The organism is Bradyrhizobium sp. RDM12 (assembly GCF_051917485.1).
In the GTDB taxonomy this organism is placed as follows: Bacteria; Pseudomonadota; Alphaproteobacteria; order Rhizobiales; family Xanthobacteraceae; genus Bradyrhizobium.
Genome location: NZ_CM133064.1, coordinates 1,834,883 through 1,859,769, shown reverse-complemented (window position 1 = coordinate 1,859,769; position 24,887 = coordinate 1,834,883). Strand labels below are relative to the sequence as shown.

The 24,887-nt window shown below is 65.2% G+C and carries 22 protein-coding genes and 3 pseudogenes; 8 read left to right on the top strand and 17 right to left on the bottom strand.

Annotation, left to right across the window (positions count from 1 at the left end; genetic code table 11):
- Positions 1 to 160: 160 nt before the first annotated feature.
- From ACTGJ9_RS08865 to ftsE, 5 genes are all read right to left on the bottom strand, one after another.
- Positions 161 to 1,558, bottom strand: coding sequence for an IS1380 family transposase (locus tag ACTGJ9_RS08865; RefSeq protein WP_456676750.1), 1,398 nt, complete (start codon positions 1,556 to 1,558; stop codon positions 161 to 163).
- 94 nt (positions 1,559 to 1,652) lie between these two features.
- Complete coding sequence (locus ACTGJ9_RS08860; protein WP_456676749.1) at positions 1,653 to 2,426, bottom strand: lysophospholipid acyltransferase family protein; 774 nt, start codon at positions 2,424 to 2,426, stop codon at positions 1,653 to 1,655.
- 11 nt (positions 2,427 to 2,437) lie between these two features.
- Positions 2,438 to 3,142, bottom strand: a complete 705-nt coding sequence (locus ACTGJ9_RS08855) for a YdcF family protein (RefSeq protein ID WP_456676748.1) — start codon at positions 3,140 to 3,142, stop codon at positions 2,438 to 2,440.
- Between the two features lie 170 nt (positions 3,143 to 3,312).
- Positions 3,313 to 4,281: a cell division protein FtsX gene (locus ACTGJ9_RS08850; RefSeq protein WP_456676747.1), complete on the bottom strand. Its 969-nt coding sequence runs from the start codon at positions 4,279 to 4,281 to the stop codon at positions 3,313 to 3,315.
- Positions 4,274 to 4,933, bottom strand: a complete 660-nt coding sequence (gene ftsE, locus ACTGJ9_RS08845) for a cell division ATP-binding protein FtsE (RefSeq protein WP_200513240.1) — start codon at positions 4,931 to 4,933, stop codon at positions 4,274 to 4,276. The genes ACTGJ9_RS08850 and ftsE overlap by 8 nt, the downstream gene beginning before the upstream one ends.
- Positions 4,934 to 5,137: 204 nt before the next feature.
- Between ftsE and ACTGJ9_RS08840 the strand changes: the two genes are divergently transcribed.
- Positions 5,138 to 6,013, top strand: coding sequence for an MJ0042-type zinc finger domain-containing protein (locus ACTGJ9_RS08840; RefSeq protein ID WP_456676746.1), 876 nt, complete (start codon positions 5,138 to 5,140; stop codon positions 6,011 to 6,013).
- Positions 6,014 to 6,049: 36 nt separating this feature from the next.
- Positions 6,050 to 6,423 (top strand): annotated as a pseudogene (locus ACTGJ9_RS08835) (response regulator).
- 163 nt (positions 6,424 to 6,586) lie between these two features.
- Here ACTGJ9_RS08835 and ACTGJ9_RS08830 read toward each other — a convergent pair.
- Positions 6,587 to 9,229, bottom strand: coding sequence for a TIGR02302 family protein (locus ACTGJ9_RS08830; RefSeq protein WP_456676745.1), 2,643 nt, complete (start codon positions 9,227 to 9,229; stop codon positions 6,587 to 6,589).
- 167 nt (positions 9,230 to 9,396) lie between these two features.
- Here ACTGJ9_RS08830 and ACTGJ9_RS08825 point away from each other — a divergent pair, with 167 nt between their 5' ends.
- The 3 genes and pseudogenes from ACTGJ9_RS08825 to ACTGJ9_RS08815 all read left to right on the top strand — a co-directional run bounded on the left by ACTGJ9_RS08825 (position 9,397) and on the right by ACTGJ9_RS08815 (position 12,858).
- On the top strand, positions 9,397 to 9,780 hold the full coding sequence (locus tag ACTGJ9_RS08825) for a carboxymuconolactone decarboxylase family protein (protein WP_456676744.1): 384 nt from the start codon (positions 9,397 to 9,399) through the stop codon (positions 9,778 to 9,780).
- 263 nt (positions 9,781 to 10,043) lie between these two features.
- Positions 10,044 to 10,951, top strand: a pseudogene (locus tag ACTGJ9_RS08820) (NAD(P)-dependent oxidoreductase).
- Positions 10,952 to 11,112: 161 nt separating this feature from the next.
- The gene (locus ACTGJ9_RS08815) at positions 11,113 to 12,858 is read left to right on the top strand and encodes a tannase/feruloyl esterase family alpha/beta hydrolase (RefSeq protein WP_456676743.1); all 1,746 of its coding nucleotides are present in this window, start codon (positions 11,113 to 11,115) and stop codon (positions 12,856 to 12,858) included.
- Positions 12,859 to 12,898: 40 nt separating this feature from the next.
- Here ACTGJ9_RS08815 and lysA read toward each other — a convergent pair whose 3' ends face one another.
- From lysA to argH, 3 genes are all read right to left on the bottom strand, one after another.
- Positions 12,899 to 14,164: a diaminopimelate decarboxylase gene (gene lysA / locus ACTGJ9_RS08810; RefSeq protein ID WP_456676742.1), complete on the bottom strand. Its 1,266-nt coding sequence runs from the start codon at positions 14,162 to 14,164 to the stop codon at positions 12,899 to 12,901.
- 23 nt (positions 14,165 to 14,187) lie between these two features.
- On the bottom strand, positions 14,188 to 14,478 hold the full coding sequence (gene lptM / locus ACTGJ9_RS08805; RefSeq protein WP_456676741.1) for an LPS translocon maturation chaperone LptM: 291 nt from the start codon (positions 14,476 to 14,478) through the stop codon (positions 14,188 to 14,190).
- Between the two features lie 93 nt (positions 14,479 to 14,571).
- The gene (gene argH / locus ACTGJ9_RS08800; protein ID WP_456676740.1) at positions 14,572 to 15,969 is read right to left on the bottom strand and encodes an argininosuccinate lyase; all 1,398 of its coding nucleotides are present in this window, start codon (positions 15,967 to 15,969) and stop codon (positions 14,572 to 14,574) included.
- Positions 15,970 to 16,070: 101 nt separating this feature from the next.
- Here argH and tlpA point away from each other — a divergent pair, with 101 nt between their 5' ends.
- The gene (gene tlpA, locus ACTGJ9_RS08795; protein WP_456676739.1) at positions 16,071 to 16,736 is read left to right on the top strand and encodes a thiol:disulfide interchange protein TlpA; all 666 of its coding nucleotides are present in this window, start codon (positions 16,071 to 16,073) and stop codon (positions 16,734 to 16,736) included.
- Here the strand turns inward: tlpA and ACTGJ9_RS08790 are convergent.
- The 6 genes from ACTGJ9_RS08790 to ACTGJ9_RS08765 form a co-directional block, all read right to left on the bottom strand.
- Complete coding sequence (locus tag ACTGJ9_RS08790; RefSeq protein WP_456676738.1) at positions 16,733 to 16,927, bottom strand: hypothetical protein; 195 nt, start codon at positions 16,925 to 16,927, stop codon at positions 16,733 to 16,735. The genes tlpA and ACTGJ9_RS08790 overlap by 4 nt on opposite strands.
- Positions 16,928 to 16,998: 71 nt before the next feature.
- Positions 16,999 to 17,880: a 3-hydroxybutyryl-CoA dehydrogenase gene (locus ACTGJ9_RS08785; RefSeq protein ID WP_456676737.1), complete on the bottom strand. Its 882-nt coding sequence runs from the start codon at positions 17,878 to 17,880 to the stop codon at positions 16,999 to 17,001.
- A 208-nt stretch (positions 17,881 to 18,088) separates the two neighbouring features.
- Complete coding sequence (locus tag ACTGJ9_RS08780; protein WP_456676736.1) at positions 18,089 to 19,039, bottom strand: electron transfer flavoprotein subunit alpha/FixB family protein; 951 nt, start codon at positions 19,037 to 19,039, stop codon at positions 18,089 to 18,091.
- Complete coding sequence (locus ACTGJ9_RS08775) at positions 19,039 to 19,788, bottom strand: electron transfer flavoprotein subunit beta/FixA family protein (RefSeq protein ID WP_377786608.1); 750 nt, start codon at positions 19,786 to 19,788, stop codon at positions 19,039 to 19,041. The genes ACTGJ9_RS08780 and ACTGJ9_RS08775 overlap by 1 nt, the downstream gene beginning before the upstream one ends.
- 124 nt (positions 19,789 to 19,912) lie before the next feature.
- A complete protein-coding gene (locus ACTGJ9_RS08770) occupies positions 19,913 to 20,485 on the bottom strand; it encodes a cob(I)yrinic acid a,c-diamide adenosyltransferase (RefSeq protein ID WP_456676735.1) in 573 nt (190 codons plus the stop codon).
- Between the two features lies 1 nt (position 20,486).
- Positions 20,487 to 20,681, bottom strand: a complete 195-nt coding sequence (locus tag ACTGJ9_RS08765; protein WP_148751678.1) for a twin transmembrane helix small protein — start codon at positions 20,679 to 20,681, stop codon at positions 20,487 to 20,489.
- A gap of 164 nt (positions 20,682 to 20,845) precedes the next feature.
- Here ACTGJ9_RS08765 and ACTGJ9_RS08760 point away from each other — a divergent pair, with 164 nt between their 5' ends.
- Positions 20,846 to 21,739, top strand: a complete 894-nt coding sequence (locus tag ACTGJ9_RS08760; protein ID WP_456676734.1) for a YihY/virulence factor BrkB family protein — start codon at positions 20,846 to 20,848, stop codon at positions 21,737 to 21,739.
- Here ACTGJ9_RS08760 and ACTGJ9_RS08755 read toward each other — a convergent pair.
- Positions 21,666 to 22,944, bottom strand: a pseudogene (locus ACTGJ9_RS08755) (ATP-binding protein). The gene ACTGJ9_RS08760 and the pseudogene ACTGJ9_RS08755 overlap by 74 nt on opposite strands.
- 103 nt (positions 22,945 to 23,047) lie before the next feature.
- Positions 23,048 to 23,920 (bottom strand): tRNA glutamyl-Q(34) synthetase GluQRS, encoded by an 873-nt coding sequence (gluQRS, locus tag ACTGJ9_RS08750; protein ID WP_456678474.1) that lies wholly within the window; start codon positions 23,918 to 23,920, stop codon positions 23,048 to 23,050.
- Positions 23,921 to 24,107: 187 nt separating this feature from the next.
- Here gluQRS and ACTGJ9_RS08745 point away from each other — a divergent pair, with 187 nt between their 5' ends.
- Entirely contained in the window at positions 24,108 to 24,755 is a 648-nt protein-coding gene (locus tag ACTGJ9_RS08745; RefSeq protein ID WP_456676733.1) for a DNA-3-methyladenine glycosylase family protein, read from the top strand.
- Positions 24,756 to 24,887: the final 132 nt, after the last annotated feature.

Genomic DNA, 24,887 nt, shown 5'->3' with positions numbered 1-24,887 from the left:
CATTTCTCACACGACCGATTGCTCAGCGACGGAGGATAGGAGGATTTGGCAAGGCAACGGGGAGCCGTGGCGCTGAAGGCGCAGCCGGCGATTTGGTTTTGAATGTCTCCGTTGGGCCTGTTGGTGATGCCGCCGATTGAGCGCGTCGCAGCGTCGCGTGTCAGGCCGGCGAGGCGCGAGCCTTGGCGGCTTCGGCCAGGCGACGAGCCGCGTGTCCCCACGGCTGAGCGGCTGGGCAGGCCGAGGCCATGGCGATCCTGATGCGGCGGACGCTGATGCGCACCAGTGCGCCGATCTTGAGGAGCTTGAGGCGGATGGTGCCGCAGGTGGCGTCCGCAAAGGTGGTTTCGGCAAGGCCGATGCGCCGCAGGGCACAGATCAGCACATAGGCCATCGAGGCGAACCACAGCCGCAGCTGGTTGGCGCGCATGGTGGCGGCCGAGGTGCGGTCGGCGTAGAGATCGAGCTGGCACTCCTTGATGCGGTTCTCCATGTCGCCGCGGGCGCAGTAGATGTCCTCATAGAGCTGCCGCACGCCCGCCGCGCTGCGCTTGAGCGAGGTGACGACGAAGCGCGGATTGGCCTCGCCTTGCGTCCACTCCGCCTTGGCGACGACGCGGCGCTCCTGGCTCCAGGTGTCGCGCGTACGCCATTGGAAGTCCTTGAAGCGGCGTGCCGGGTGGCCGGTCGTCTCGGCTGTGGCTCTCGCCGCGGCGAGCTCCTCCTCGATCATGGCGACCAGGCGCGTGTTGCGGGCGAGCCCGAACAGATAATCCACGCGGTTTTGCTCACACCACGCCATCAGCGCCTCGCGCGCAAAGCCACTGTCGGCGCGCAGCACGATGCGCACGAACGGCCAGCGGGCGCGGATTTGCCGGACAATCCGCGCGATCTCCGCGACACTGCCTGCGCTGGCATCGATGTCGGCGCGCCGCAGCTTGGCCGCCAGCAGATGCCGGCCGCAGAACACGTACAGCGGCAGATAGCAGTAGCAGTCGTAATAGCCGTGGAAGAAGCGCCCCTCCTGATGCCCGTGCAGAGGATCGTCGGTGGCGTCGAGATCGAGGATGATCTGCGGCGGCGGTCGCTTGTGCGCCTCCAGGAACAGCGTCACCGGCAACGCCTCGATCGCCGCCGCGTCGTAGGCGATCTTGTGATAGCGCGAAGGTTCCTCCCGGCCCAGTTCCAGCCGGTTCAGCGTCGACTTGCCGGCCACCGGTGCGCAGTCCTCGCGCCTGGCAACAAGCTTGCCCGCCAGCACCGCCATCAGCGGGTCGTGCCGCAACTCGTCGTGACCGTTGATGTCTTCGTAGCCAAGTGCGATGCCAAAGACCCGCTGTCCGACCAACGTTCCGACTGCGTGCTCGATCAAGTCCACCCGGCGATGATCGCGAAAGCAATCGGCAAAGCGCCCCACCAGATCAATCGCCCGATCAGACGCGCCCAGCAGCAGCGCGCCCGCATCCGACGTCACCAGGCCACCATCAAAAGCCGCTTCCACGATGCGGCCTTCCACCTCTCCAAAATCAAACCGTTCTGCGCTACACTGTGCCGGCATCGGGGCATTCCTTGAATCACCGCGAAGTCCTTCTCGCAAAAGAACTTTCGCTGATCCGCGCCCCGATGCGCCTCAACACTGTGAGAAATGCGGGCTAGCTCTCCGAGGGAGCGTAGCTCGGCGCGCTGCCGATCAACTGCTCCTGCTCCTCGCGGCCCGCTTCGACGATGCGAGCGGTCGCGTCTTCGATCGCCGTCTGCACGCGCGTGAGAAACTCACCCTTGGGCAGGCCCGGCGGCAGCGGATCGAGGAACTCCACCACCAGCGTTCCGGGATAGCGCATGAAGGTGCGGCGCGGCCAGAACAGGCCGGAGTTGAGCGCGATCGGCAGGCACTGCACGCCGCAGGACGAGTAGATCTGCGCAAAGCCGGTCTTGTAGTCCGGCGGTGCTCCCGGCGCACGGCGCGTGCCTTCCGGAAAGATCACGAGCTGGCCGCCCGCGCGCACCGCCTCGCGCGCGCGGCGCGTCATGTCCAGCAGCGCCTTGACGCCGGCATTGCGGTCGATCGCGATCATCCCGGTCTTGACCAGGAACTGACCGAACACCGGAATCTGCATGAGCTGGCGCTTGAGGATGAAGATCGGGCGATTGAAGAAGCCCGGCAACACGAAGGTCTCCCAGAATGACTGGTGCTTCGCCACGATCACCAGCGGTCCCTGCGGGATCTTCTCAACGCCGCGGAATTCCACCCTGATGTTGCAGACCACGCGCATCAGGACCAGCGTCGCCTTCGCCCACCATTTCGCGACCGTCAGCATGGCACGCGGCGGCAAGGCGAAGGTCGGCAGCGCCACGATCGCGAGGCACACCAGCACCGCATAGAACAGCACGTTGAACAGCAGCGAGCGCAGGAAAATCAGGAACATCAAGAATCCGATCAATTGGCCTGTGCGGTGGCGGGCCGCCTGGATTGCAGGCCCGCTGGCTGCTCCGACAGTTCGGGGGAAAGGTCAATCCCGAAATCTTCCAGCCGCATCCTGAGCTCGGCGGCGACATACTTGACATATTCGGACAGCAGCAGCCGCAGCGTCGAGGCCGAGGTCCACCACGGCTCCTCGCGCCATTTGTCGCCGACCACGGCGAACGGGACCAGCGTGGTCCCCGGCATGGCATGCGAGAATTCCGCCAGCGCGCGCGGCATGTGATAGTTCGAGGTGACCACGATCAGCGATTTGAAGCCGCGCCCCTCGGCCCAGCGCCGCGCCTCCGCCGCGTTGCCGCGGGTCGAGAGCGCAGTGCGGTCGAGATCGACGCAGCAGGCCATGAAGGATTGGTTCTCCGGCAGCGTCCGCGAGATGTCGCTCGCGGTCGAGGTCGGATGCACGCCCGAGATCAGGAGCCTTTTGCCGTAGCCGGCCGCCAGCAGCGCCATTGCATCCGAGACCCGAGAGGAACCACCGGTCAACACCACGATGCCGTCAGCCTTGCGGTCCGGCGCAATCTCGGCGCCGCGTAATTGCGACAGGAACACGACGAACCCCGCCGCTGCGCCGACGAAAACGAATGCGATCGTCGACACCACGGTCGCGCGTAGCCAGCCGCGCGGCATTTTCGGCGATGGATCGTCGGTCGGCGAGGTCATATGATGTCGGTGATCCCTTCCCCGGATTATTTTAGGACGGTTTGAGGCGAAGTGGAGTCCGGTTTATCGGGCTCTTTGAACCCAATGGACTGCTACTCTATCCGCGTCGGCGATGCGCTCCCCCGCCCCGGTTGCGGGGAGAGGTGAAGAAACCACAAACGTGCACATCCTCAATCGACATCATTCAGCGTCGCGAACAGGGTCTGGCGCGAGGCGACGGCGGTAATCGCGCCGATCAGGACGGCCTGCACCGCGAGCACCACATAGCCGGACGGCCGCAGCGAGAAGGTGCCGAGCAGGGCCGCGAACTGGTCGCCGACCGGGGTGCCGGAGAACCAGCCGGCGATCGACTCGGAGAAGCCGAACAGCAGCATGGCAACACCGCCGCCGATGACGCCGCCCTCGAGGCCGAGCCTGAGGAAATGCCGCAGGAAATGATTGGCGATGTAGCGGTCGCCGGCGCCGACGAAATGCAGGACCTCGACGATCGGGCGGTTCGCCGCCATCGCGCCGCGGGTCGCGAACGAAACCGAGATGATGGTTGCGACGATGACGAGCGCGAGGATACCGATGCCGGCGAGCACGGTGGCGTTGGTCATCGAACGCATCCGTTCGATCCAGGCGCGATGATCGTCGACGCTGGCGCTTGGCGCCACCTGCGTCACCCGGGCGCGCAAGGCGCCGAGATCGAGCGCCGTGCCTGGCTGCACGCGCGCGATGATCATGCGCGGCACCGGCAGATCGTCCATCGACAGCCCGGTGCCGAGCCAGGGCTCGAGCAGCTTGCCGCTCTCCTCCTTGGTGAACGGCTTGACCTCGACGATGCCGGCCTGCGCGCGCATCGCCTCAGTGACGGCTGCGGTGTCGCGCTCGATATCGCGTCCGGATTGCGGGCGGACCTGGATGGTGATCTCGCTCGCGACATCGGACTGCCATTCCGCGGCCGAGGCGCTGACCAGCAGCACGGTGCCTGTCGTCATCGAGGCGAGGAATGTCATGATGGCGACAACGGCGACCAGCGCGCGGCCGTGGATCGAGGCGCGCGGCACGATCGGCGACATGTTGCGCGCCCTGGCCGGAAGCTGCGGACGTTCCTGTCCGAGATCGACCAATACGCCGCGCTCGTCGGTCCTACTCATAGACGTGCAGCCGGCCCTGATGCAGCACGAAGCGGCGCGCTTCGTACTGGTCCATCAGCGCGATGTCGTGAGTTGCGATGATGACGGCGGTGCCGGACTTGTTGAGCTCGATGAACAGCCGCAGCAATCGCCGCCCGAGCGTCGGATCGACGCTGCCGGTCGGCTCGTCCGCGAGCAGCAGTTGCGGCCGCGAGATCACGGCGCGCGCGATCGCCGCACGCTGCTTCTCGCCGCCGGACAAGATCGGCGGCAGCGCATCCATGCGCTCCCCGAGCCCGACCCAGCGCAGCAGGTCGATGACTTCTTTCCGATAGCTCGACTCGCTGCGGCCCATGACGCGGAACGGCAGCGCCACGTTCTCGTAGGTCGTCATGTGGTCGAGCAGGCGAAAATCCTGGAGCACGATGCCGATGCGCTTGCGCAAATCGGCGATCTCGTCCTTGCCGAGCTGGGAGATGTCGTGGCCGAACAGATTGACGAGGCCGCGCGTCGGCCGGTGCGACAGGAACAACAGGCGCAACAATGACGTCTTGCCGGCGCCGGACGGGCCGGTGAGGAATTGAAAGGAATGCGCCGGGATCTGGAAATTGAGGTCGCGCAGGATCTCCGGTCCCAGACCGTAACGTAATCCGACATTTTCGAACCGAACCAAGCTCAGCTCCGTTCGAGAGGTGACGCAGGCCGCACGCCAGCGCGGCTTCGCCGCATGCGATCAAGGGGTTGTGCGACCGTTATGGTTTCCGGTTCGTTAACGGTCGCTCTGTAGCATCCGGGGCAGCATCTTAGAAACTATCCATCCTTGGAAGTACCCTTGGCGCCTGGTTCCGCGCGAAGGTCATCCGTCGAGGCCGTCCATATGCATATTGTCTGCCCCCATTGTACGACATCCTACGCCATCAAGCTTGCGAGCCTTGGGGCCAATGGGCGGACGGTCCGTTGCTCCCGCTGCAAGGAGACGTGGATGGCGCATCCCGCGGATGCCATCGGGGAGGCCGCCGTGCCGGCCCTGGCCGCAGCGAACCAGTCCGAGGACCAGTCGGACCTCGCCGAGCAGTGGAACTCATACGCCAAGGACGACGACGCCGAAACCCCGGTGGTCGAAAGCCCCTCGATTGCCGGCGACTGGCCGACCGAGGACGCTGCCGAGCCGGAGGACGAGTGGTCGGCGGCAGCCCGCGGCGCCGAGGAGGAAGTCGCGGGCGTGCAGCACCAGTCCTGGTTCCGCGGTCTGTTCAGTCGCCGCGGGGCAAAGGTGAGCCGCCCGGCACCGGCCATGGCCCGGCGAAAATCCCATTTCGGGCTGCCGACCGCGTGCGCCGCCATGGGCGCGCTGGTGCTGGCGCTTGTGATCTGGCGCGGCGACATGGTCCGCCTGCTGCCGCAAACCGCGGCCTTCTACAAGATGGTCGGCTTGGAGGTGAACCTGCGCGGGCTTGCCTTCAAGGACGTCAAGCTCTCGAGCGAGACCGTTGACGGCAAGCAGGTGCTGGTGATCGAGGGCGTGATCGTGGGCCAGGGCAAGAAGCCGCTCGATATTCCGCGCCTGCGCTTTGCCGTGCGCGACGCGCAAGGCGCCGAGATCTACGCCTGGAATTCGGTGCTGGAGCAGACCGTGCTGCAACCCGGCGAGCGTGCGTTCTTCCGCTCGCGCCTGGCCTCACCGCCGCCGGAAGGCCGCAATATCGACGTTCGCTTCTTCAACCGGCGCGACATTGCTGGCGGCAGCGTGTAATCAGCCTGTAGAGTCCCGCACGGGAAGGTTCGTCCCATGCCGAAAGTACTGATCGCCGACGATGAGGATCGATGCGCCAGCTGGTGGCGCGCGCCATCGCCATGGACGGCCACGAGATCGTCACGGCACAGGACGGCGCCGAGGCGTTGGAAATCCTGACCCGCGAGGACGGCGCGTTCGATCTGTTGCTCACCGACATCCAGATGCCCGTCATGGACGGCATTGCACTCGCCCTCTCCGCCGCGCGCGACTTTCCCCGGCTGACCATTTTGCTGATGACCGGCTTTGCCGATCAGCGCGAGCGTGCCTCCAACCTCAATGCGCTGGTGCATGACGTGATCACAAAGCCATTCTCGGTCGCGGATATCCGCACGGCGGTGGCGGACGCGCTGGCGGCGAAGAAGGGATAGCTGCGGGCGCGGCCCATGTGTTCCGCCGTCATGCCCCGGCTTGACCGGGGCATCCAGTACGCCGCGGCCGATGTGGCAAGAGCGAGTTCGTCAACGCCAGCCTCTGGAATGCTGGATCGCCCGATCAAGTCGGGCGATGACAGTGAGTTTGCGGTGATATCCCTCAAAAATCCTTCAGCAGCCGCTCGATATAGTCGAGCTCGATCTGCGGGCGCGAGGGGTCGCCGAGGCGGCGGCGGAGTTCTTCGAGGATGCGACGGACGCGCTGCACGTCGATCTCGCCGGGGATCTTGACCGTGTAATCGTCGCCGAACTCGCGGCCATGCAGCGGACGACCGAGCGGGTCGGTCTGGTTGCCACCGCTCTGCTGGCGGCCGGCGCGATTGCCGGGACCGTCGCCCTGGCCGTCGCCGTCGCCCTGCTGCATCGCCTCGGCCATCTTCTGCGCACCCTTGCGCATCGCATCCAGTGCCTTGCCCTGGGAATCCACCGCGCCGTCGGCATTGCCGTCGCCGAGTTTCGAGCCCGCATCGCCCATGGCGTTGTCGGCGGAATCGAGTCCGCCGTCATCATCGCCCTGGTCGGCATCCTGATCGCCATCCTGGCCGGGCTGGCCCTGGTCGCCTTGCTGACCTTGCTGGCCCTTCTGTCCCGGCTGCCCTTTCTGGCCCTTCTGCGAGAGGCCGCGCTTGGCCATTTCGTCCTGGAGCTTCTTCAAGCGGTCGCGCAGCGCCTGCTGGTCCTGCTGCAGGTCCGACATCGACTGGTCGCCCTGCTGCTGCTTGCCGCGCATGCGATCGCGCCGGGAGTCCTGGCCCTGCTTGTAGGTTTTGTCGCGCAATTGCTGCTGCTTGCGGATCATATCGCCGAGCTCGTTGAGCGCCTGCTCCATGTCGCTCTCGCCGGACTGTCCCGGCTGCGCCATTTGAAGGCCCTCCAGCATCTGCTGGAGCTGATCGAGCAACTGCTTGGCCGCGTCCTTGTCGCCGGAGCGCGACAGGCGCTCCATGCGGTCGATCATGTTCTGGAGGTCCTGCTGGCGCAGGATTTTCGTGTTGGGATCGAGAGGACGCGCGAGCTGCTGGGCATCCTTGTTGTTGCGGAACTGCTCGGCGAGCTGGCGCATGAAATTGTCGAGCGCCGCCCTGAGATCCTGCGTGAGCTTCTTGATCTCCTCGTCGCTGGCGCCGCGCTCCAGCGCCTGCTTCAACGCGTCCTGCGCCGCGCGCAACGCCTTCTCGACGTCGGAGATGTTGCCGTCCTCGATGGTCACCGCGAGCGCCCACAGGCTCGCCACCACCTCGCGCAATGAATCATCGGTGCGCGCGGCCTCGAGCTGGCGCGCGACACTGTGGAGGCCGAGATATTGCCCGGTCTCCTGGGTGAACAGCTCGGGCGCGATCATCAGCGCGTCGAGCGCGGCGTAGACGTCGGAATTCCTGTTGCCGTCGAGCGCAAGGATACGGCGCTGTTCGATCAGCGCGCGTGCGAGTGGCTTGGTGAACAGCCGCTCGGGCAGGCGCATGTTGAACGGCTCGCTCTTCGCCTCGTTGCCGGCCTCGTCCTTGGCAGTGAGCGTCAGCGTGACATCGGCACCGGCGTAGGGGTCCTCGCTGAGATCCTTCACCGTCTGGCCGACGCCGTTGCGAGTGCGCGCATTCGGCAGCACCAGTGGAAATTGCGGCGGCTGGAACAGCGGCCGCGCCGCGGCCTTGTTATCGGTCTTGCTGTCGGTCTTGCCGCCGCCGTCCTTGCCCGCATCGGCGGAACGCGGAGCGACATGCGCCTCGGCGCCGGTGACGCCGTAATCGTCCTCGATCTTGTAGACCAGCTGGAGCGCGCCGCGCGCCTGGCGCTCCGGATCCTTGGCTAGCGCGATCGTCGGCGGCCGGTCCGGCGTCGCCGCAAAAGCCCATTGCGGCTGGCCCGAGGGGGCGCGGACATGCGCAGTGCCGTCGGCGGTGATGGTGAAATGCTTCTCGTTGGTGCCCTTGGGCGTGGCCTCAGTCGGCGCGACCTCCTTGAGGCCGCCGGACACTACGACATCCAGGCTGCCGCCGGAGGAGCGCACGATCAGGGTCGAGCCGGCGGGAACACCGAGCGGGCCGGAGGCCGGAAGCGCTGCGGCTTCCTTGTTGGCGGCGGACAGGATCACCGGCGGCTTTCCGGTGTAGAGCGGCGGCGTGACCCAGGCGTCGACGCGGACATTGGTCGGCGTCAGCATGCCGTTCCAGTCGAAGGCGGCGCCCAGCCGCAATCCGCGCTCGTCGCCAGCGGCGAAGAAGGTCGCGACCAGCATCACCATGACCAGCGCACGCAGCGCCCAGGGGTCGTGGATGGCGAGGCGCGGGTGCGGCAAACCGGCGCGGATGCGCTTGAGCGAGGCCAGCGTGCGCTCGCGCTGCACCTGCCAGAGTGCCTGCGCGACAGGATCCTGCGAGGTCAGCGTGTCCGTGAGCGTCGTGGCCGGGCGATGACGGATGCCCGAACCGCGGTCGAGCCGGGCGAGCGCCTCCTCGCGGCTCGGCCAGCGAAACCGAATCAGGGGGAACAGGGCGGCAGCCGCAAGGCCAGCGAAAATGACAAGACCGATGGCACGGGCGACCAGGGGCAGTGCCAGCCAGAGTCCGGCCCAGGACACGACCAGGAACAGGCCGGCGACGGTGAGAACACGGGCCAGCCTGGGCCAGGCACGCTCCCACGCGATGGCATAAGTGGATCGCTCGAGGGCCTGCGCCAGCTTCAACCGCGACAGAGCGTCGCCATCGCGGATCGGGTCTGACGGGTCGGGGGTGACGCCGGTCAATCAACTCTCCAGGTTACCCGGGCGAGCAAAGCGTACCACAACGGCAGTACTGAGGCATCCGTTCCTGTACGGGACATCCCCCTTTTCCCGCATAACACGAGGACGTGACTGCTCCGGCTCAACCCCGTAGTTTCCGCGGCGCCATCCAACGAAAACAAGGAAACGTCATGGACAAGAAGATGCACGACAAGGGCCTGGAAGTTCGCAAAGCGGTGCTGGGCGAGGCCTATGTCGACAACGCGCTGAAGAACGTCGACGGCTTCAACCGTCCGTTCCAGGAGATGCTCAACGAATATTGCTGGGGCACGGTGTGGGGGCGCGAGGAGCTGCCGCGCAAGACCCGCAGCATGCTCAACATCGCGATGATCGCTATCCTCAACCGCCAGCACGAGTTCCGCGCGCATCTGAAGGGCGCGCTCACCAACGGCGTCAGCCGCGACGAGATCCGCGAGATCCTGATGCAGGTCGCGATCTATGGCGGCATGCCGGCCGCCGTCGACAGCTTCCGCATCGCGCGCGAGGTGTTTGCGGAGATCGACGGGAAGGCGTGAGCAGCAAGCCAACCTCCGCAGTCGTCCCGGACAAGCGGAGCGTCGGGCAGCGCGTAGCGCTGTCCCATAGCGGAGCGCAGATCCGGGACCATAGCCACGGGCGGGTGTGGATATGGGATTCGGAGTTACCCTCCGCGCCAGGACTTCTCTCCGGGGTTATGGACCCCGGATCAGCGCGCTTTGGGCGCGCTTGTCCGGGACGACAGCGAGGATGAAACGCGCATCTTCACCACAACAACGAATAACAAGCACAAGGAAACACCATGGACATCGGATTCATCGGCCTCGGAAACATGGGTTTTCCGATGGCGCGACGGCTGGTTGAGGCCGGCCACAGGCTCGTCGTGTTCGACACCCGCAAGGAGGTCGTCGACAAGCTGGTCGCGCGTGGCGCCACCGGCGCGACGTCGCCGAAGGATGTTGCCGACCGGGTCGAGACTGTGATGGCAAGCCTGCCGTCGCTGCAGGCTTCGCTGGAGGTCGCAACGGGCGCGAACGGCGTGATCGAGGGCAAACGCGCCAAGCGCTTCATCGATCTCTCGACCGTCGGCTCGACGATGGCTGCGAAGATCACGGCCTGCTGGCCAAGCGCGACATCGTGCAGATCGACTGCCCCGTGTCCGGCGGCGTCGGCGGCGCCGAGAAGGGCACGCTGGCGGTGATGGTGTCGGGGCCGAAAGCGGAGTTCGCGCTGTTGAAGCCCGCGCTCGACGTGATCGGAAAGGTGTTCTTCATCGGCGAGAAGCCCGGTGCTGCACAGACCATGAAGCTCGCCAACAATTTCCTCTCCGCCACCGCGATCGTGGCGACGTCGGAAGCCGTGGTGATGGGGGTCAAGGCCGGGCTAGATCCCGCCGTGATGATCGACGTCATCAATTCAGGCTCAGGCATGAACACGGCGAGCCGCGATAAGTTTCCGCGCTCGGTGCTGCCGCGGACCTTCGATTTCGGCTTTGCCACCGGGCTCATGGTGAAGGACGTGCGGCTCGCGCTGGAGGAGATGAAGCAGCTCGGCCTGTCGATGGAGGTCGCGGACGCCGTCGGACGGCTGTGGGAAACGGTGATCAGCGCCGAAGGCGCCGAGTCCGATTTCACCGCGGCAATCAAGCCGATCGAGAAGAAGGCAGGTGTGGTGGTCGGCGGCAAGACCGGCGGACTGGCGGGGAAGTAGCCGCGCAGCCCGAGTTGTCGAGACGCGTCGCGCCCTGATCCTCACAACCGAGGCGCGAAGCCGCGAGCTGTTTCGCGACCAGACGTTTCATCCTTGAGTTGCATCCGCTATGGGCTATCCTGTCCGCCCTACACGACTGCAAAAAAATCAGGGAGGACGGAATGAAACGTCATCGACACTTACTTGTCGGTGCGACCACGGCCCTGTTTGCCTGTGTCGCACTCGGTACTTCGCCCGCCATGGCGACGGCGTGCACCAATCTTCGATCCTTGCAACTGCAGCATACGGTGATCAATTCGGCGGACGACAACACGACCGGCACCTTCGTCCCGCCTGGGTCGAGCCCGATCACCGGCCTTCCCGCCTTCTGCCGCGTCACCGCAACCGTAATCCCGAGTTCGGATTCCAGCATCAAGATCGAGGTCTGGCTGCCCGAGACCACGTGGAATGGCCGGTTCCTCGGCACCGGCGGCGGCGGCTTCCAGGGCACGATCACCTACAACGAGCTCGCCATTGGCATCCAGGGCGGCTTTGCCGCGACCAACAGCGACCTCGGCACCGGATCATCGGGATGCAATCCGCTGTTCTGCGGCTCGGCCGGCAACATGGGCAATCCGCTCGCGATCGAGTTCGGCGAACCGACGGAGCCGTCGACCGGACTGTTCGGGCATCCCGAGCGGATCAAGGATTTCGGCTACCGCGCGATCCATCTGATGACCGAGCGGGGCAAGGAGATCGTCAGCGCGTTTTACGGCCACCGATCGCAACGGGCCTATTTCGCCGGTTGCTCCACCGGCGGCCAGAACGCTTTGATGGAGGCGCAGCGCTTCCCCAACGATTATGATGGCATTCTCGCCGGTGCCGCCGCCTTCAACCGCACCCATTTGCACATAGCGGGACTCTATAGCTGGCAGAACACGCATGCGAGCCCCGGCCGGTTCATTCAGCCCGGCCAGATGACGCTGATCAACCAGGCCGTGCTCAAGCAATGCGTCGGCCAGGACGGCGGCGCCAAGTCCGATCAGTTCCTGACCGATCCGCGCGACTGTCATTTCGATCCGAAGGTCCTGCTCTGCACCGGCGGCAACGCGCCGCCGGCCTGCCTGACCTCCGACCAGGTTACAACCATGCAGCGCTATTACGCCGGCGCGATCGACCCGGTGAACGGACAGCTCGTCAATCCGGGCTCCGAGCGCGGCAACGAGACCGACGACATCCTCGCCCTCGGCCTGGCATTTCAGGAACGCCTGCCCGAGCCGGCCTTCGACGGCTTGTTCTACTGGGTGTTCGGCCCGAGCTTCGGCTATCCGGCAAGCCCGACCAATTTTGCCAATTTCGATTTCCACCGCGACATCGACAAGGTCGACGACCAACTCGCCGCGGTGCTCAACGCCACCAGCACCGATCTCGGCGAATTCAGGGGACACGGCGGCAAGCTGCTGATGTACCACGGCTGGGCCGACCCGCTGATTCCGTCCCAGAGCAGTATCAACTATTTCCTGGCCCTGGTGGGGAATGAAGGTCCGGGATTCCAGCAAGGGGCGCAACCGGTGGCCTTCTTCGATCATAGCAACGGAAATCCGGCACTGCGACGGACCCAGAGCTACGCGCGTCTGTTCATGGTGCCCGGGATGTATCACTGCTCCGGCGGCCCCGGTCCCAACACGTTCGATGCGCTCACACCGCTGGTCAAATGGGTCGAGGCCGGCGTCGCGCCGGAGACGATCGTCGCCACGAAGTTCGTGGCCGACACGCCGCCCGCGGTTCAGATGACCCGGCCGCTCTGCGTCTTCCCCAAGGTCGCGAGATACAACGGCAGCGGCGACACCAACAACGCAGTGAATTTCAGCTGCTTCACCGACGAGAACGATTTCAACCAGAAGCCGGCTCCGAAATACGGGCCGTGACAAACACGTAGCGTCGGCGAGCGCACGCTCGCCGGCGTCCTTACAGCCAGGGCGCCGGCGTATCCATCGCGATCAGCTGCTCGATCTCGATGCGCGGACGCACGACCGCGTATTGATCGGCCTTCACCAGCACTTCCGGCACCAGCGGCCGCGTGTTGTAGGTGCCGGCCTGCACGGCGCCGTACGCGCCCGCGGTCATGATGGCGATGAGATCGCCCGGCTTCGGCGTCGGCAGCGTACGGTCGAGAGCGAGGTAGTCGCCGGTCTCGCAGACGGGGCCGACGACATCGGCCATGATGGTCGCCGCACCCTTTGCCGGCTGGGTCACCGGCAGGATATCGTGATGCGCCTCGTACAGCGTCGGCCGGATGAGGTCATTCATCGCGGCATCGATGATGACGAAGTTCTTGCCGTCGCCGTGCTTCACATAGATCACCTTGGCGACGAGGATGCCGGCATTGCCGACGATCATGCGGCCCGGCTCGAACATCAGCGTGCAGCCGAGATTGTGGCTGACGCGCTTGACCATCGCGGCATAGGCATCCGGCGCCGGCGGCGCCTCGCGGTCCATGTAGTAGGGAATGCCGAGCCCACCGCCGAAATCGACGTGGCTGATATTGTGGCCGTCGGAACGCAGCGTCTGCACGAATTCGGACAGGATGCGGAACGCGGTCTCCATCTTGGAGAGATCGGTGATCTGGCTGCCGATATGCACGTCGGTGCCGGTCACTTCGATACCCGGCAGCTTCGCGGCCCGCGCGTAGACCTCGCGGGCATGCGCGAGCGGGATGCCGAACTTGTTCTCGGACTTGCCGGTGGAAATTTTTGCGTGCGTACCGGCATCGACATCCGGATTGACGCGGATGGAGATCCGCGCGGTCTTGCCCGTCTCGGTCGCAAGGCGCGAGAGCAATTCGAGTTCGGGCTCGGATTCGACGTTGAGACAGAGAATGTCGGCGGCGAGCGCGGCGCGCAGCTCGGCCTCGGTCTTGCCGACGCCGGAGAACAGGATCTTGCTGGCGGGGATACCGGCGGCCAGCGCGCGCTTCAGCTCGCCGCCGGAGACGACGTCGGCGCCGGCACCAAGCTTCGCCAGCGTGCGCAGCACCGACTGGTTGGAGTTCGCCTTCATGGCGTAACAGATCAGCACCTTCTCGCCGGCAAAGGCATCGGCGAAGACGCGATAGTGCCGCTCAAGCGTCGCGGTCGAATAGCAATAGAACGGCGTGCCGACGGTCGCGGCCAGCTCGGACAGGCTCACCGCCTCGGCGTGCAGCACGCCGTTGCGGTAGTCGAAATGGTTCATGGCGTTGGCTCGGTTGCCCCAGCCTATCGGCCGGGATTTTCGTCCAGGAGCGGGTCTAGGATAAACGGTTTCTTCTTGCCCTTGTTCGCCGCCGGTGGGGCATCCGCGCCATAGGTCGGATTGAACACGCTCGGCGTTTTCTGGGCTTCGGTCTCGGTATCGGTCGGCGCGGCGATGTTGGCCGTGGACGCGTTGGAGGCGGTCGGCGGCAAGTCGAGCGGGCCCTTGCGGCCGCAGCCAGCGAGCGCAAGCGCGCTCAGACTCAAGACAATGATGGCCCACCCCGAGCCGGCCGGGCGAAACTTTGACGTCACGACGAAATCCCCACTACGCGGGGCGCACCATACAGAGATTGGCGCGCTCTGGCGAGACCCGGATGACCATGAAACATAAGCGAAATTTTGCCTTCAGCCCGATTTTCGCTCTTTTTCCAGCCGCTTCGCCCAAGCCTTGGCCTGCGATGCCACGTTCTTTGGCGCGGTGCCGCCGAAGCTGGTACGGCTCTTCACCGACGATCCGACCGAGAGCACGCCGAACACGTCCTTGGTAATCTTGGGCTCGACCGCCCGCATCTCGCTCAGCGGCAGCTCGTGCAGCGCCATGCCGCCCTCGGCGGCCTTGGCCACGATGCGCCCGGTGACGTGATGGGCCTCGCGGAACGGCATCTTCAGCGTTCGTACCAGCCAGTCGGCGAGATCGGTCGCGGTGGCATAGCCCTCGCCCGCAGCCGCCTTCATCCTGGCTTCGTCAGGCACGAGATCGCGGACCATGCCGGTCATGGCGCGGATCGCCAGCGACAGCGCGGCAAAGCCCTCCATCGCGCCCTGCTTGTCCTCCTGCATGTCCTTTTGATAGGCGAGCGGCAGGCCCTTCATCACGATCAGGAGGCCATTGAGCGCACCGATGACGCGGCCGGTCTTGGCGCGCACCAGCTCGGCGGCATCAGGATTCCGCTTCTGCGGCATGATCGAGGAACCGGTGGTGAACTTGTCGCTGAGCCGGATCATGCCGACCAGCGGCGAGGTCCAGATCACGATCTCCTCGGCGAAGCGCGACATGTGCACGGCGCAGATCGAGGCCGCCGACAAGGTTTCCAGCACGAAGTCGCGGTCAGAGACTGCATCGAGCGAGTTCGCCATCGGACGATCGAAGCCCAACGCCTTCGCGGTGGCGTGCCGGTCGATCGGGAACGAGGTGCCGGCCAGCGCGGCGGCGCCGAGCGGGGATTCATTGAGCCGCTTGCGCGCGTCCTGGAAGCGGCCGCGGTCACGCGCGGCCATCTCGACATAGGCGAGCAGATGATGGCCGAAGGTGACGGGCTGCGCGGTCTGGAGATGCGTGAAGCCGGGCATCACGGTCGCGGCATGTTCGAGCGCGCGATTGACCAGCGCCGCCTGGAACGCGGCAAGCGCGGCGTCGGTCTCATCGAGCACGTCGCGGACATAGAGCCGGAAGTCGGTCGCGACCTGGTCGTTGCGCGAGCGCGCGGTGTGCAGGCGGCCGGCGGCAGGACCGATCAACTCGGACAGCCGGCTCTCGACATTCATGTGAATGTCCTCGAGCGCGCGCTTGAACGTGAAGGCGCCCTTGCCGATCTCTGACAAAATCGTGTCTAGACCCTTGCCGATATTTTTCGCATCAGAGGCCGTGATGATGCCCTGGCTGGCAAGCATCGCGGCGTGGGCCTTCGACGCGGCAATGTCCTGGGCAAAGAGGTGGCGATCGACGTCGATGGAGACGTTGATCTCTTCCATGATCTCATCGGGACGTTCCGAGAACCGGCCGCCCCACATCTTGTTGCTCATGATCCCCTGCTCACGCCTTGCTTTGCCGCACGTTTGCTGGCGGAGGCCAGCCGTATTAAGAGGCCCCTGATAGCCATATCTGCGACCGGATGACAAACGATATGCTCGACCAGAAGCCCTCGGCCACGCGCCGGATCCCCATCGTCATCGCCACCGTGGTGGTCGGCGGGCTGGTCGGCTTCGCCGCGCTGTACTGGCTGGGCTTGAGCCGGGCCCCATCAGGCGATCCGGCCTGCCGGGCTGCGGTGGCCACGGCCCAAAAGATCGCTCCGCTCGCCCATGGCGAGGTAGCGGCACTGACCATGGCGAGCGCGCCCCTGAAGCTGCCGGACCTGGCCTTCGAGGATACCGACGGCAAGCCAAAGAAGCTGTCGGATTTCCGCGGCAAGACGCTGCTGGTCAACCTCTGGGCGACCTGGTGCGTGCCGTGTCGAAAAGAGATGCCGGCGCTGGACCAGCTCCAGGCCAAGCTTTCGGGTCCTAATTTCGAGGTGGTCGCGATTAATATCGACACGCGCGACCCCGAGAAGCCGAAGAACTTCCTGAAAGACGCCAACCTGACCCGTCTCGGCTATTTCACCGATCAAAAAGCCAAGGTTTTCCAAGACCTTAAATCGATAGGCCGTGCCCTGGGCATGCCGACCTCGGTGCTGGTCGACCCGCAGGGCTGCGAGATCGCGACGATCGCGGGACCGGCCGAATGGGCGAGCGACGACGCGCTTAAGCTGATCCGGGCCGCGCTGGGGCCAGCTGCCGCGTCGCTTTAAGCGGTGATATTGAGGTTGCTGCCGACGCCTGCGCCGACATTGGCGAGCGAGGGCTGACCGGCGCCCAGCAGCGTCAGGACGGCGGATTTCTCCGCATCCGCGTTCTGCTTCATCAGCGTCGCCGAGATATTCGACTGCAGCGCGCCCTGCTGAGAGGCCAGCATGGTGCTGACCATTGCCATCGTGTCCATTACGCAAACCCTTGTACCGGAGGCAGCCTAGGGGCGATCGGTTAACGCGACATGAATTGTCACAAGAAGGATCAGCGCGTCGGAACCGGCTTGGCGCCGCGGTAGTCGTAGAAGCCGCGCTGGGTCTTGCGGCCGAGCCAGCCGGCCTCGACGTATTTCACGAGCAGCGGGCACGGGCGGTACTTGGAGTCGGCCAGGCCCTCATGCAGCACCTGCATGATCGACAGGCAGGTATCGAGACCGATGAAATCGGCGAGCTCGAGCGGGCCCATCGGATGGTGGGCGCCGAGCTTCATCGCCGCGTCGATCGCCTCGACGTTGCCGACACCTTCGTACAGCGTGTAGATCGCCTCGTTGATCATCGGCAGCAGGATGCGGTTGACGATAAAGGCCGGAAAGTCCTCGGAGACCGCAACCTGCTTGCCGAGCTTGGCGACGAATTCCTTGGACGCCTCGAAGGTGGAGTCGTCGGTCGCGATGCCGCGGATCAGCTCCACCAGTTCCATCAGCGGCACCGGATTCATGAAGTGAATGCCGATGAAGCGCTCGGGCCGGTCGGTGGCTGCGGCGAGCCGCGTGATCGAGATCGAGGACGTATCGGAGGCGACGATCGCCTCCGGCTTCAACACCGCGCAGAGGTCGTGGAAGATCTTGCGCTTGACCTCTTCCTTCTCGACCGCGGTCTCGATCACGAGATCGCAGTCGGCGAGGTCGTCGAGCTTCTCGGCGAGCTTGATGCGCGCCATCGCCTTGGCCTTGTCGTCCTCGGTCACGCCCTTCTTGGAGACCTGGCGCGCCAGATTGCCGTTGATGGTCGCCATGCCTGACTTGAGGCGGTCGGCCGAGATGTCGTTGAGCACCACGTCGAAGCCGGCCAAGGCCGCGACATGGGCGATGCCATTGCCCATCTGACCCGCGCCGATCACGCCGACCTTCTTGATTACTGCCGCCATAATGTCATCCACCGGAACGGCGCGCAGATCGCGCCCTGCCTATCCCCTGAGCCGGGAGGTCTGATTGATCAGAAGCTCGATTAGATCAGAATCCTGGCTCAAAACCTAGATTGGATCGCTTCGAAGGCGTGCCCCACGCCAAAGAAAACGCCTCGAAAAAGCAACACCGGCCGGAGTTTATGCCTCCGGCCGGTGTTTTTAACGCGTTTTACTTGCCGAGCTTGCCGAGTTCGGCCGTCAGCTCCGGAACCGCCTGGTAGAGGTCGGCGACCAGGCCGTAGTCGGCGACCTGGAAGATCGGCGCGTCCTCGTCCTTGTTGATCGCGACGATCACCTTGGAGTCCTTCATCCCCGCCAGATGCTGGATCGCGCCGGAAATGCCCACCGCGACATAGAGCTCGGGGGCCACGACCTTGCCGGTCTGGCCGACCTGCCAGTCGTTCGGCGCATAGCCAGCGTCGACCGCTGCGCGCGAGGCACCGACACCGGCACCGAGCTTGTCGGCGAGCGGCTCGATGTATTTGGCGAAGTTCTCGCGGCTCTGCATGGCACGGCCACCGGAGACGATGATCTTCGCCGAGGTCAGCTCGGGACGGTCGCTCTTGGCGACTTCCTCGCCGACAAAGGACGACAGGCCCGGATCGGCCGCTGCCTGAACGCTCTCGACCGGCGCACTGCCGCCGACAGCCGCGGCGGCGAAGGTCGAGGTGCGGACCGTGATGACCTTCTTGGCATCCTTCGACTTTACCGTCTGGATGGCATTGCCAGCATAGATCGGACGCTCATAGGTGTCGGGCGCGACCACCTTGGTGATCTCCGAGACCTGCATGACGTCGAGCAGAGCTGCGACGCGCGGCATCACGTTCTTGAAGCGCGAGGTCGCGGGCGCGACGATCGCGTCATAGGCGGGCGCCAGCGAGACGATCAGCGCGGCCAGCGGCTCGGCGAGGTCGTGCGCATAAACTTCGCCCTCGGCGACCAGCACCTTGGCGACGCCCGTGAGCTTGGAAGCCGCGCCAGCCGCAGCCTTGGTGTCCTGCCCGCCACCGGCGATCAGCACATGGACGTCGCCGCCGAGTTGGGAAGCGGCGGTCAGCGCCTTGTTGGTGGAGTCCTTGAGGACCTCGTGTTCGTGTTCGGCAATCAGCAACGTCGTCATCACAGCACCCCGGCTTCGTTCTTGAGCTTCGACACCAGCTCGGCGACGTCCTTGACCTTAACGCCGGCCTTGCGGCCCGCGGGCTCAGCCGTCTTCAGAACTTCGAGGCGCGCGGTGATGTCGACGCCGTAATCGGCGACGGTCTTGTCCGCGATCGGCTTCTTCTTGGCCTTCATGATATTGGGCAGCGACGCATAGCGCGGCTCGTTGAGACGAAGATCGGTGGTGACGATCGCCGGTCCCTTCAGCTTCACGGTCTGCAGGCCGCCGTCGACTTCGCGGGTGACCTTGAAGTCAGAACCTTCCACCTCGAGCTTCGAGGCGAACGTCGCTTGCGACCAGCCGAGCAGCGCGGCCAGCATCTGGCCGGTCTGATTGCTGTCGTCGTCGATCGCCTGCTTGCCGAGAATGATCAGGCCGGGCTGCTCTTCCTCCGCGACCTTCTTCAGGATCTTGGCGACGGCGAGCGGCTCGACGGGGCCCTCCGCCTTCACCAGGATGCCGCGGTCAGCGCCCATGGCGAGCCCAGTGCGGATCGTCTCCGACGCCTGCGCCGGTCCGATGGAGACCACCACGACTTCGGTGGCCTTGCCGGCTTCCTTCAGGCGCAACGCTTCCTCGACCGCGATCTCATCGAACGGGTTCATGGACATTTTGACGTTGGCGAGTTCAACGCCCGATCCATCGCTCTTGACGCGGACCTTGACGTTGTAATCGACCACCCGCTTTACCGGCACCAAGACCTTCATCGATCCTCTTTCACTCAATTTGGGAGGGGGTTATCAACTGGCGCGGAACCTAAAGGCCTGATCCGGCCCGGTCAACGCGCGACAGGGCCAAATTTTAGACGTCAGAAATGCGATGCTCAATGGGTCAGCGGTTCTGGCCCGGAATCCAGAGGACATCGCCGGCGCCATCATGGTTAGCCGCGCGACTGGCCACGAACAGGAAGTCCGACAGGCGGTTCATATACTGGATGCCAGCTGCACCGACTGGCTCTCCGGGCTGGGCCGCCAGTTCCACCATCACACGTTCCGCCCTACGGCAAATCGTGCGGGCGACATGGAGGTAGGCGGCGGCCGGCGTGCCGCCCGGCAGCACGAAAGACGTGAGGGTTGCGAGCTTATCGTTGAGCGCGTCGATATCGCGCTCGAGGCGCTCGACCTGGCTTGCCACCACCCGCAAGCGTTCCGCTTTGCCTTCCCGCTCGGGCACCGCGAGGTCAGCGCCGAGGTCGAATAGATCGTTCTGGATCCGGCCGAGCATCGCATCGAGCTCGGGCGCGTCCTTTGTGTACAGACGAACAACGCCGATCGCGGCGTTGGTCTCGTCGACAGTGCCATAGGCTGCGATGCGCAGATCATATTTCGGGCGGCGTTCGCCCGAGCCGAGCGCTGTCGTGCCGTCGTCACCGGTCTTGGTATAGATGCGGTTGAGCACAACCATGTTAGCGCCCCATAGCCCAGACGGCGAGCATGGCAACCACGATCGCCACGAACTGAAGCAGTACGCGCAAGCGCATCAACTTCTGCGACGTGTTGGGCGAGCCGCCGCGCATCATGTTGACGAGACCGAGCAGCAGCACAATCGCAACGGCGCCGGCTGCCACCGGCAGGATGAAAGTACTCAGGAGAGATGCCATTTCGAGGTGATAACACCGTGCGCGGCGCTCCGCCATGGCGTTCCCAATCTGGCTTTTAGGCCAATAATGTCAGAAGCTGGCTGGATGATTTCCGATTTGCAAGCGTGGCCTGCCATCTTCGCCCTTCCCCGCCTGCGCGAAGCGGGAGAGTTGCGGGGCAGGCTGTGAAGGTCATCCGCACGATCTATATCGTCGTGGAGGACGCTTTTTACACGTTCCTGGCCGATGACGGCTGGGCGATCGCGAGCCACATTGCGCTGTCGACGCTGATGGCGCTGTTCCCGTTCCTGATCGTGCTGACGTCGCTGGCCGGCTTCTTCGGCTCCAAGGAACTCGCCGACCAGGCGGCTGGTCTGATGCTTCAGGTGTGGCCGACGCAAGTGGCGGACGCGCTCTCGGGTGAGATCCACGACGTGCTGACGACCACCCGCACCGGCGTGCTGACGATCGGCGCGGTGCTGTCGGTCTATTTCGCCTCGAACGGCGTCGAGGCACTTCGCGTCGCGCTGAACCGCGCCTATGCAGTGGTGGAGATGCGGCGCTGGTACTGGCTGCGACTGGAATCGATCGTCTACACGCTGGTCGCGGCCGTCACCGCGCTTGCCATGGCATTCCTGATCGTGCTCGGCCCGCTCTTCATCGAGGCCGCGCGGCGCCACATTCCGCTGTTCGTCGAATCCAACGAGAGCATCCTGACCTGGTTGCGCTACGGTATCACCATCAGCGCGCTGGTGGTGGCGCTGATCATTCTGCATACTTGGCTGCCGGCGGGACGGCGCGGCTTCCTGCAGATCCTGCCCGGCATCGTCTTCACCATCGTGGCGTCGCTGATCTCGGGCGTCGTGTTCGGCCAGTACCTGGCGCGCTTCGCCAACAATTACGTCACGATGTATGCGGGGCTCGCCTCGGTGATCATCGCACTGGTGTTTTTGTATTTCATCGCCGCGATCTTCGTCTTCGGCGGCGAGCTCAACGCTGCGATCATCAAGTCGCGGCTTCCTCACGGCGTCTCGCTTCAAGCAGCGCAGTCGCTAAAGCCCGCGGGGAGACAGGCTTGACCAGGAAGGCGTTGGCACCGGCCTCGCGCGACGCCGCCTCGTCCTCGCCGCGGCCGGACACGCCTATGATCGGGATCTGAGCCAATGGCGCCTGCATCGTGCGGATCCGGCGGATCGCCTCGACGCCGTCGATGCCCGGCAACACCATGTCCATCAGCACCGCATCGAAGCCGCCCTGCGCGAGCCGGTTCACTGCATCCTCGCCGCGGCCGATGAACTCGGCATGATGACCGAGCTCGGTCAGAATCGTGTTGAGCACGACACGGCCAAATGGATTGTCTTCGACGCTGAGCACGCGCAGCGCCGCCAGACAAGCCGCCTCGTCGCCGTCCAGCTTGCGCGACTTCACCGGCCCCGCCGCGTCGAGCGTGACGGTTAACGTGAAGGTGGCACCACCGCCGCGCCGGGGCGCGACCGTGATGTCGCCGCCCATCGCGCGCGCCAGCTGCTTCACCGAGGACAAACCGAGCCCGGCACCGCCGAAGCGCGAGGCGATGGTGACGTTGGCCTGCGTGAACGGGCGGAACAGCCGCTTGATCTCGGACATGGTCAAGCCGATGCCGCTGTCCGAGACAGCAAAGGCGACGCCGACTTTGCGCTTGTCTTTCACGTCGTCCTTGGTCTTGCCCTTCCGCTGCCCTTGGCGGGCCGCCAGGGCGTCGCCGAGATCGCCACGCCGCCCTGGTCGGTGAACTTCACGGCATTGTCGATCAGATTCTCGAGCGCGGCCCGGAGGCGGACGGGATCTCCAACCACGAGACCCGCAAGCTTTTCGGAGATCTGGACTTCCGCCTGGAGACCTTTGGCGGCGGCGCGGCCGGCGAGCGAATCGCCGGTGCTGCGCGCGAGCGCCCGCAGGTCGAACAGGTCCTGCCGCAACGAGCTTCCGCCCTTCCGGGCTCCCCTGCCGGTTTTAGCCGCGTCGACGAACAGGGTGGCAAGATTCGCCAGATGCTCGGCACCGGCTTTGATCGTGTCGGCCCAGCGACGTTCCCGTTCACCGAGATCGGAGGTCGAGAGCAGATCGCTGATCGCCAGAATGCCGGTCAGGGGTGTGCGGACCTCGTGGGCAAAGGCGGCCAGCGCCGCCTGGACCATGTCCGGTGCGGCCGCCTTGACGCCGCGCTTGCGCACCTTGCCGGCCGCCCCGGACCGCTTCGAGGCGGTCGCCTGGACGCCCGCGTAGTGCGCGTTTTCGCCGCCATAAATCCCCTTCGAAGTAGCCACTTCGAACCCCGGGCTATCGGCTAAGCATGGCACGGCGGAACCCCCGAGTCACGGCGGCGTTTGGCTAACCCCCAGAGAAACTTAGCCTAATCCCACGGACATGCGGACACCGGCGGGCGAGATGCCTGCCGCGCGCAATTCCCGCAGCCCCGTCGAGCGGTCGGATTTCGACAGTTTCCGTCCGTCGGCGTCGCGAATTAGGGCGTGGTGGCGATAGGCGGGCTCAGGCAGGCCGAGCAGAGCCTGGAGCAGGCGGTGGACCGCGGTAGCGTGAAACAGGTCCTGGCCACGCACGATCTCGTTGACACCCTGGAGCGCGTCGTCAACTACCACGGACAGATGGTAGCTGGTCGGCGTCTCCTTGCGGGCCAGAATGACGTCACCCCACGCCTCGGGCCGCACAGCCACCGTGCCGCGCTCGCCATCGGGGCCCTCACCCAACTCATTCCAGGTCAGGCCGGCAACGCGCCGGCAGGCGGCCGTCATGTCGAGCCGCAACGCGTAAGCCGCGCCGGTATCGATCAGACGCGACCGCTCGCCGGCCGACAGTGATTTCGCGTCACCGGGATAGAGCGGTGCACCGTCGGGATCGCGCGGCCACGGTCCATCGGCCTCGCGCGCAGCCACGAGCCTGGCGATCTCGGCACGGCTTTCGAAGGCGGGATAGACGAGGCCGAGCGCGGCGAGCTTTTCCACGGCGCCGCGATAATCGGCGAGGTGCTCCGACTGCCGCCGCACTGGCGTCTCCCAGGTGATCCCCAGCCAGGCGAGGTCCTCATAAATGGCACTCTCGAACTCCGGCCGGCAGCGCGTCGCGTCGATATCCTCGATCCGCAGCAACAGCCGCCCGCCGGTTTGCTGCGCGCGATCGAAATTGAGCAGCGCCGAATAGGCGTGGCCGAGATGCAAGTGGCCGTTCGGGCTGGGGGCAAATCGGAAAACGGGTGGCGCCATATGCAAAGATCTCGTCATGGCCTGGCTCGTCCCGGCCATCCACGTTCTTCGGTGCGACTTGCCGATCGTGTCAAGACCGCGAACCGATGCGATTCCTGCCAGTCATGCTAACAATAATGCGCGGTTAAAAAGACGTAGATGGCCGGGTCAAGCCCGGCCACGACGCGGAGAGAGTTGCCGAGCCATCATGACTATCCACCTCGAAACTCAGTCCGATCTCGAAGAAGCCGTCCATACGCTGGTCCAGCGCGATCCGCGCCTGAAGGACGTGCTCGATATCGCGGGCATGCCGGCGCTGCGGCGGCGCGAGCCGGGGTTTGCCGGCCTTGCCCATATCGTCTGCGGGCAACAGCTCTCGACCGCGAGCGCCGCGGCGATCTGGGGACGCCTGTCCGCCGCCTTCGATCCGTTCGATCATGAGGCCGTGCGCCGTGCCCGCACCGACCGGCTGGGGCGGCTCGGCCTGTCGGCTGCCAAGATCAAGACGCTGAAACATCTCGCGCGCGAGATCATCGCGGAGCGGCTGAACCTCGACGTGCTCGCCGAGGAAGATGCGGATGCCGCGCATCACACGCTGATCTCGCTGCCCGGCATCGGACCGTGGACGGCCGACGTCTATCTCCTGTTTTGCCTCGGGCATGGCGATGCCTGGCCGGCGGGCGACCTCGCCGTGCAGGAGGGCATCAAGATTGGCCTCGGTCTTCAGGCGCGGCCGACGGAAAAGCAGATGGCGCCGCTCGCCGAGCCCTGGCGTCCGTTCCGTGGTGCTGCCGCGCATCTGTGGTGGAGCTATTACCGTGCAGTGAAGAAGCGCGAGGGCGTGCTTTCGGCGTGAGGCCGCCGAACAACGTTTAAAGCTATATTGCTGTTGCAAGCGACGCCCGCATGATCGATGAAATGCCGGCACAGACACAAGCCGGGATTTCACCGCCAACAACATGCGGCGCATTCCGCCTGAGCAGAGCCA

What these genes read in the sequence shown, in the direction of transcription:
- ACTGJ9_RS08865 (WP_456676750.1), bottom strand. Translation starts at nt 1,558, where the DNA reads ATGCCGGCACAGTGTAGCGCAGAACGGTTTGATTTTGGAGAGGTGGAA.
- ACTGJ9_RS08860 (WP_456676749.1), bottom strand. Translation starts at nt 2,426, where the DNA reads ATGTTCCTGATTTTCCTGCGCTCGCTGCTGTTCAACGTGCTGTTCTAT.
- ACTGJ9_RS08855 (WP_456676748.1), bottom strand. Translation starts at nt 3,142, where the DNA reads ATGACCTCGCCGACCGACGATCCATCGCCGAAAATGCCGCGCGGCTGG.
- ACTGJ9_RS08850 (WP_456676747.1), bottom strand. Translation starts at nt 4,281, where the DNA reads ATGAGTAGGACCGACGAGCGCGGCGTATTGGTCGATCTCGGACAGGAA.
- ACTGJ9_RS08840 (WP_456676746.1), top strand. Translation starts at nt 5,138, where the DNA reads ATGCATATTGTCTGCCCCCATTGTACGACATCCTACGCCATCAAGCTT.
- ACTGJ9_RS08825 (WP_456676744.1), top strand. Translation starts at nt 9,397, where the DNA reads ATGGACAAGAAGATGCACGACAAGGGCCTGGAAGTTCGCAAAGCGGTG.
- ACTGJ9_RS08815 (WP_456676743.1), top strand. Translation starts at nt 11,113, where the DNA reads ATGAAACGTCATCGACACTTACTTGTCGGTGCGACCACGGCCCTGTTT.
- lysA (WP_456676742.1), bottom strand. Translation starts at nt 14,164, where the DNA reads ATGAACCATTTCGACTACCGCAACGGCGTGCTGCACGCCGAGGCGGTG.
- argH (WP_456676740.1), bottom strand. Translation starts at nt 15,969, where the DNA reads ATGAGCAACAAGATGTGGGGCGGCCGGTTCTCGGAACGTCCCGATGAG.
- tlpA (WP_456676739.1), top strand. Translation starts at nt 16,071, where the DNA reads ATGCTCGACCAGAAGCCCTCGGCCACGCGCCGGATCCCCATCGTCATC.
- ACTGJ9_RS08790 (WP_456676738.1), bottom strand. Translation starts at nt 16,927, where the DNA reads ATGGACACGATGGCAATGGTCAGCACCATGCTGGCCTCTCAGCAGGGC.
- ACTGJ9_RS08785 (WP_456676737.1), bottom strand. Translation starts at nt 17,880, where the DNA reads ATGGCGGCAGTAATCAAGAAGGTCGGCGTGATCGGCGCGGGTCAGATG.
- ACTGJ9_RS08780 (WP_456676736.1), bottom strand. Translation starts at nt 19,039, where the DNA reads ATGACGACGTTGCTGATTGCCGAACACGAACACGAGGTCCTCAAGGAC.
- ACTGJ9_RS08775 (WP_377786608.1), bottom strand. Translation starts at nt 19,788, where the DNA reads ATGAAGGTCTTGGTGCCGGTAAAGCGGGTGGTCGATTACAACGTCAAG.
- ACTGJ9_RS08770 (WP_456676735.1), bottom strand. Translation starts at nt 20,485, where the DNA reads ATGGTTGTGCTCAACCGCATCTATACCAAGACCGGTGACGACGGCACG.
- ACTGJ9_RS08765 (WP_148751678.1), bottom strand. Translation starts at nt 20,681, where the DNA reads ATGGCATCTCTCCTGAGTACTTTCATCCTGCCGGTGGCAGCCGGCGCC.
- gluQRS (WP_456678474.1), bottom strand. Translation starts at nt 23,920, where the DNA reads ATGGCGCCACCCGTTTTCCGATTTGCCCCCAGCCCGAACGGCCACTTG.
- ACTGJ9_RS08745 (WP_456676733.1), top strand. Translation starts at nt 24,108, where the DNA reads ATGACTATCCACCTCGAAACTCAGTCCGATCTCGAAGAAGCCGTCCAT.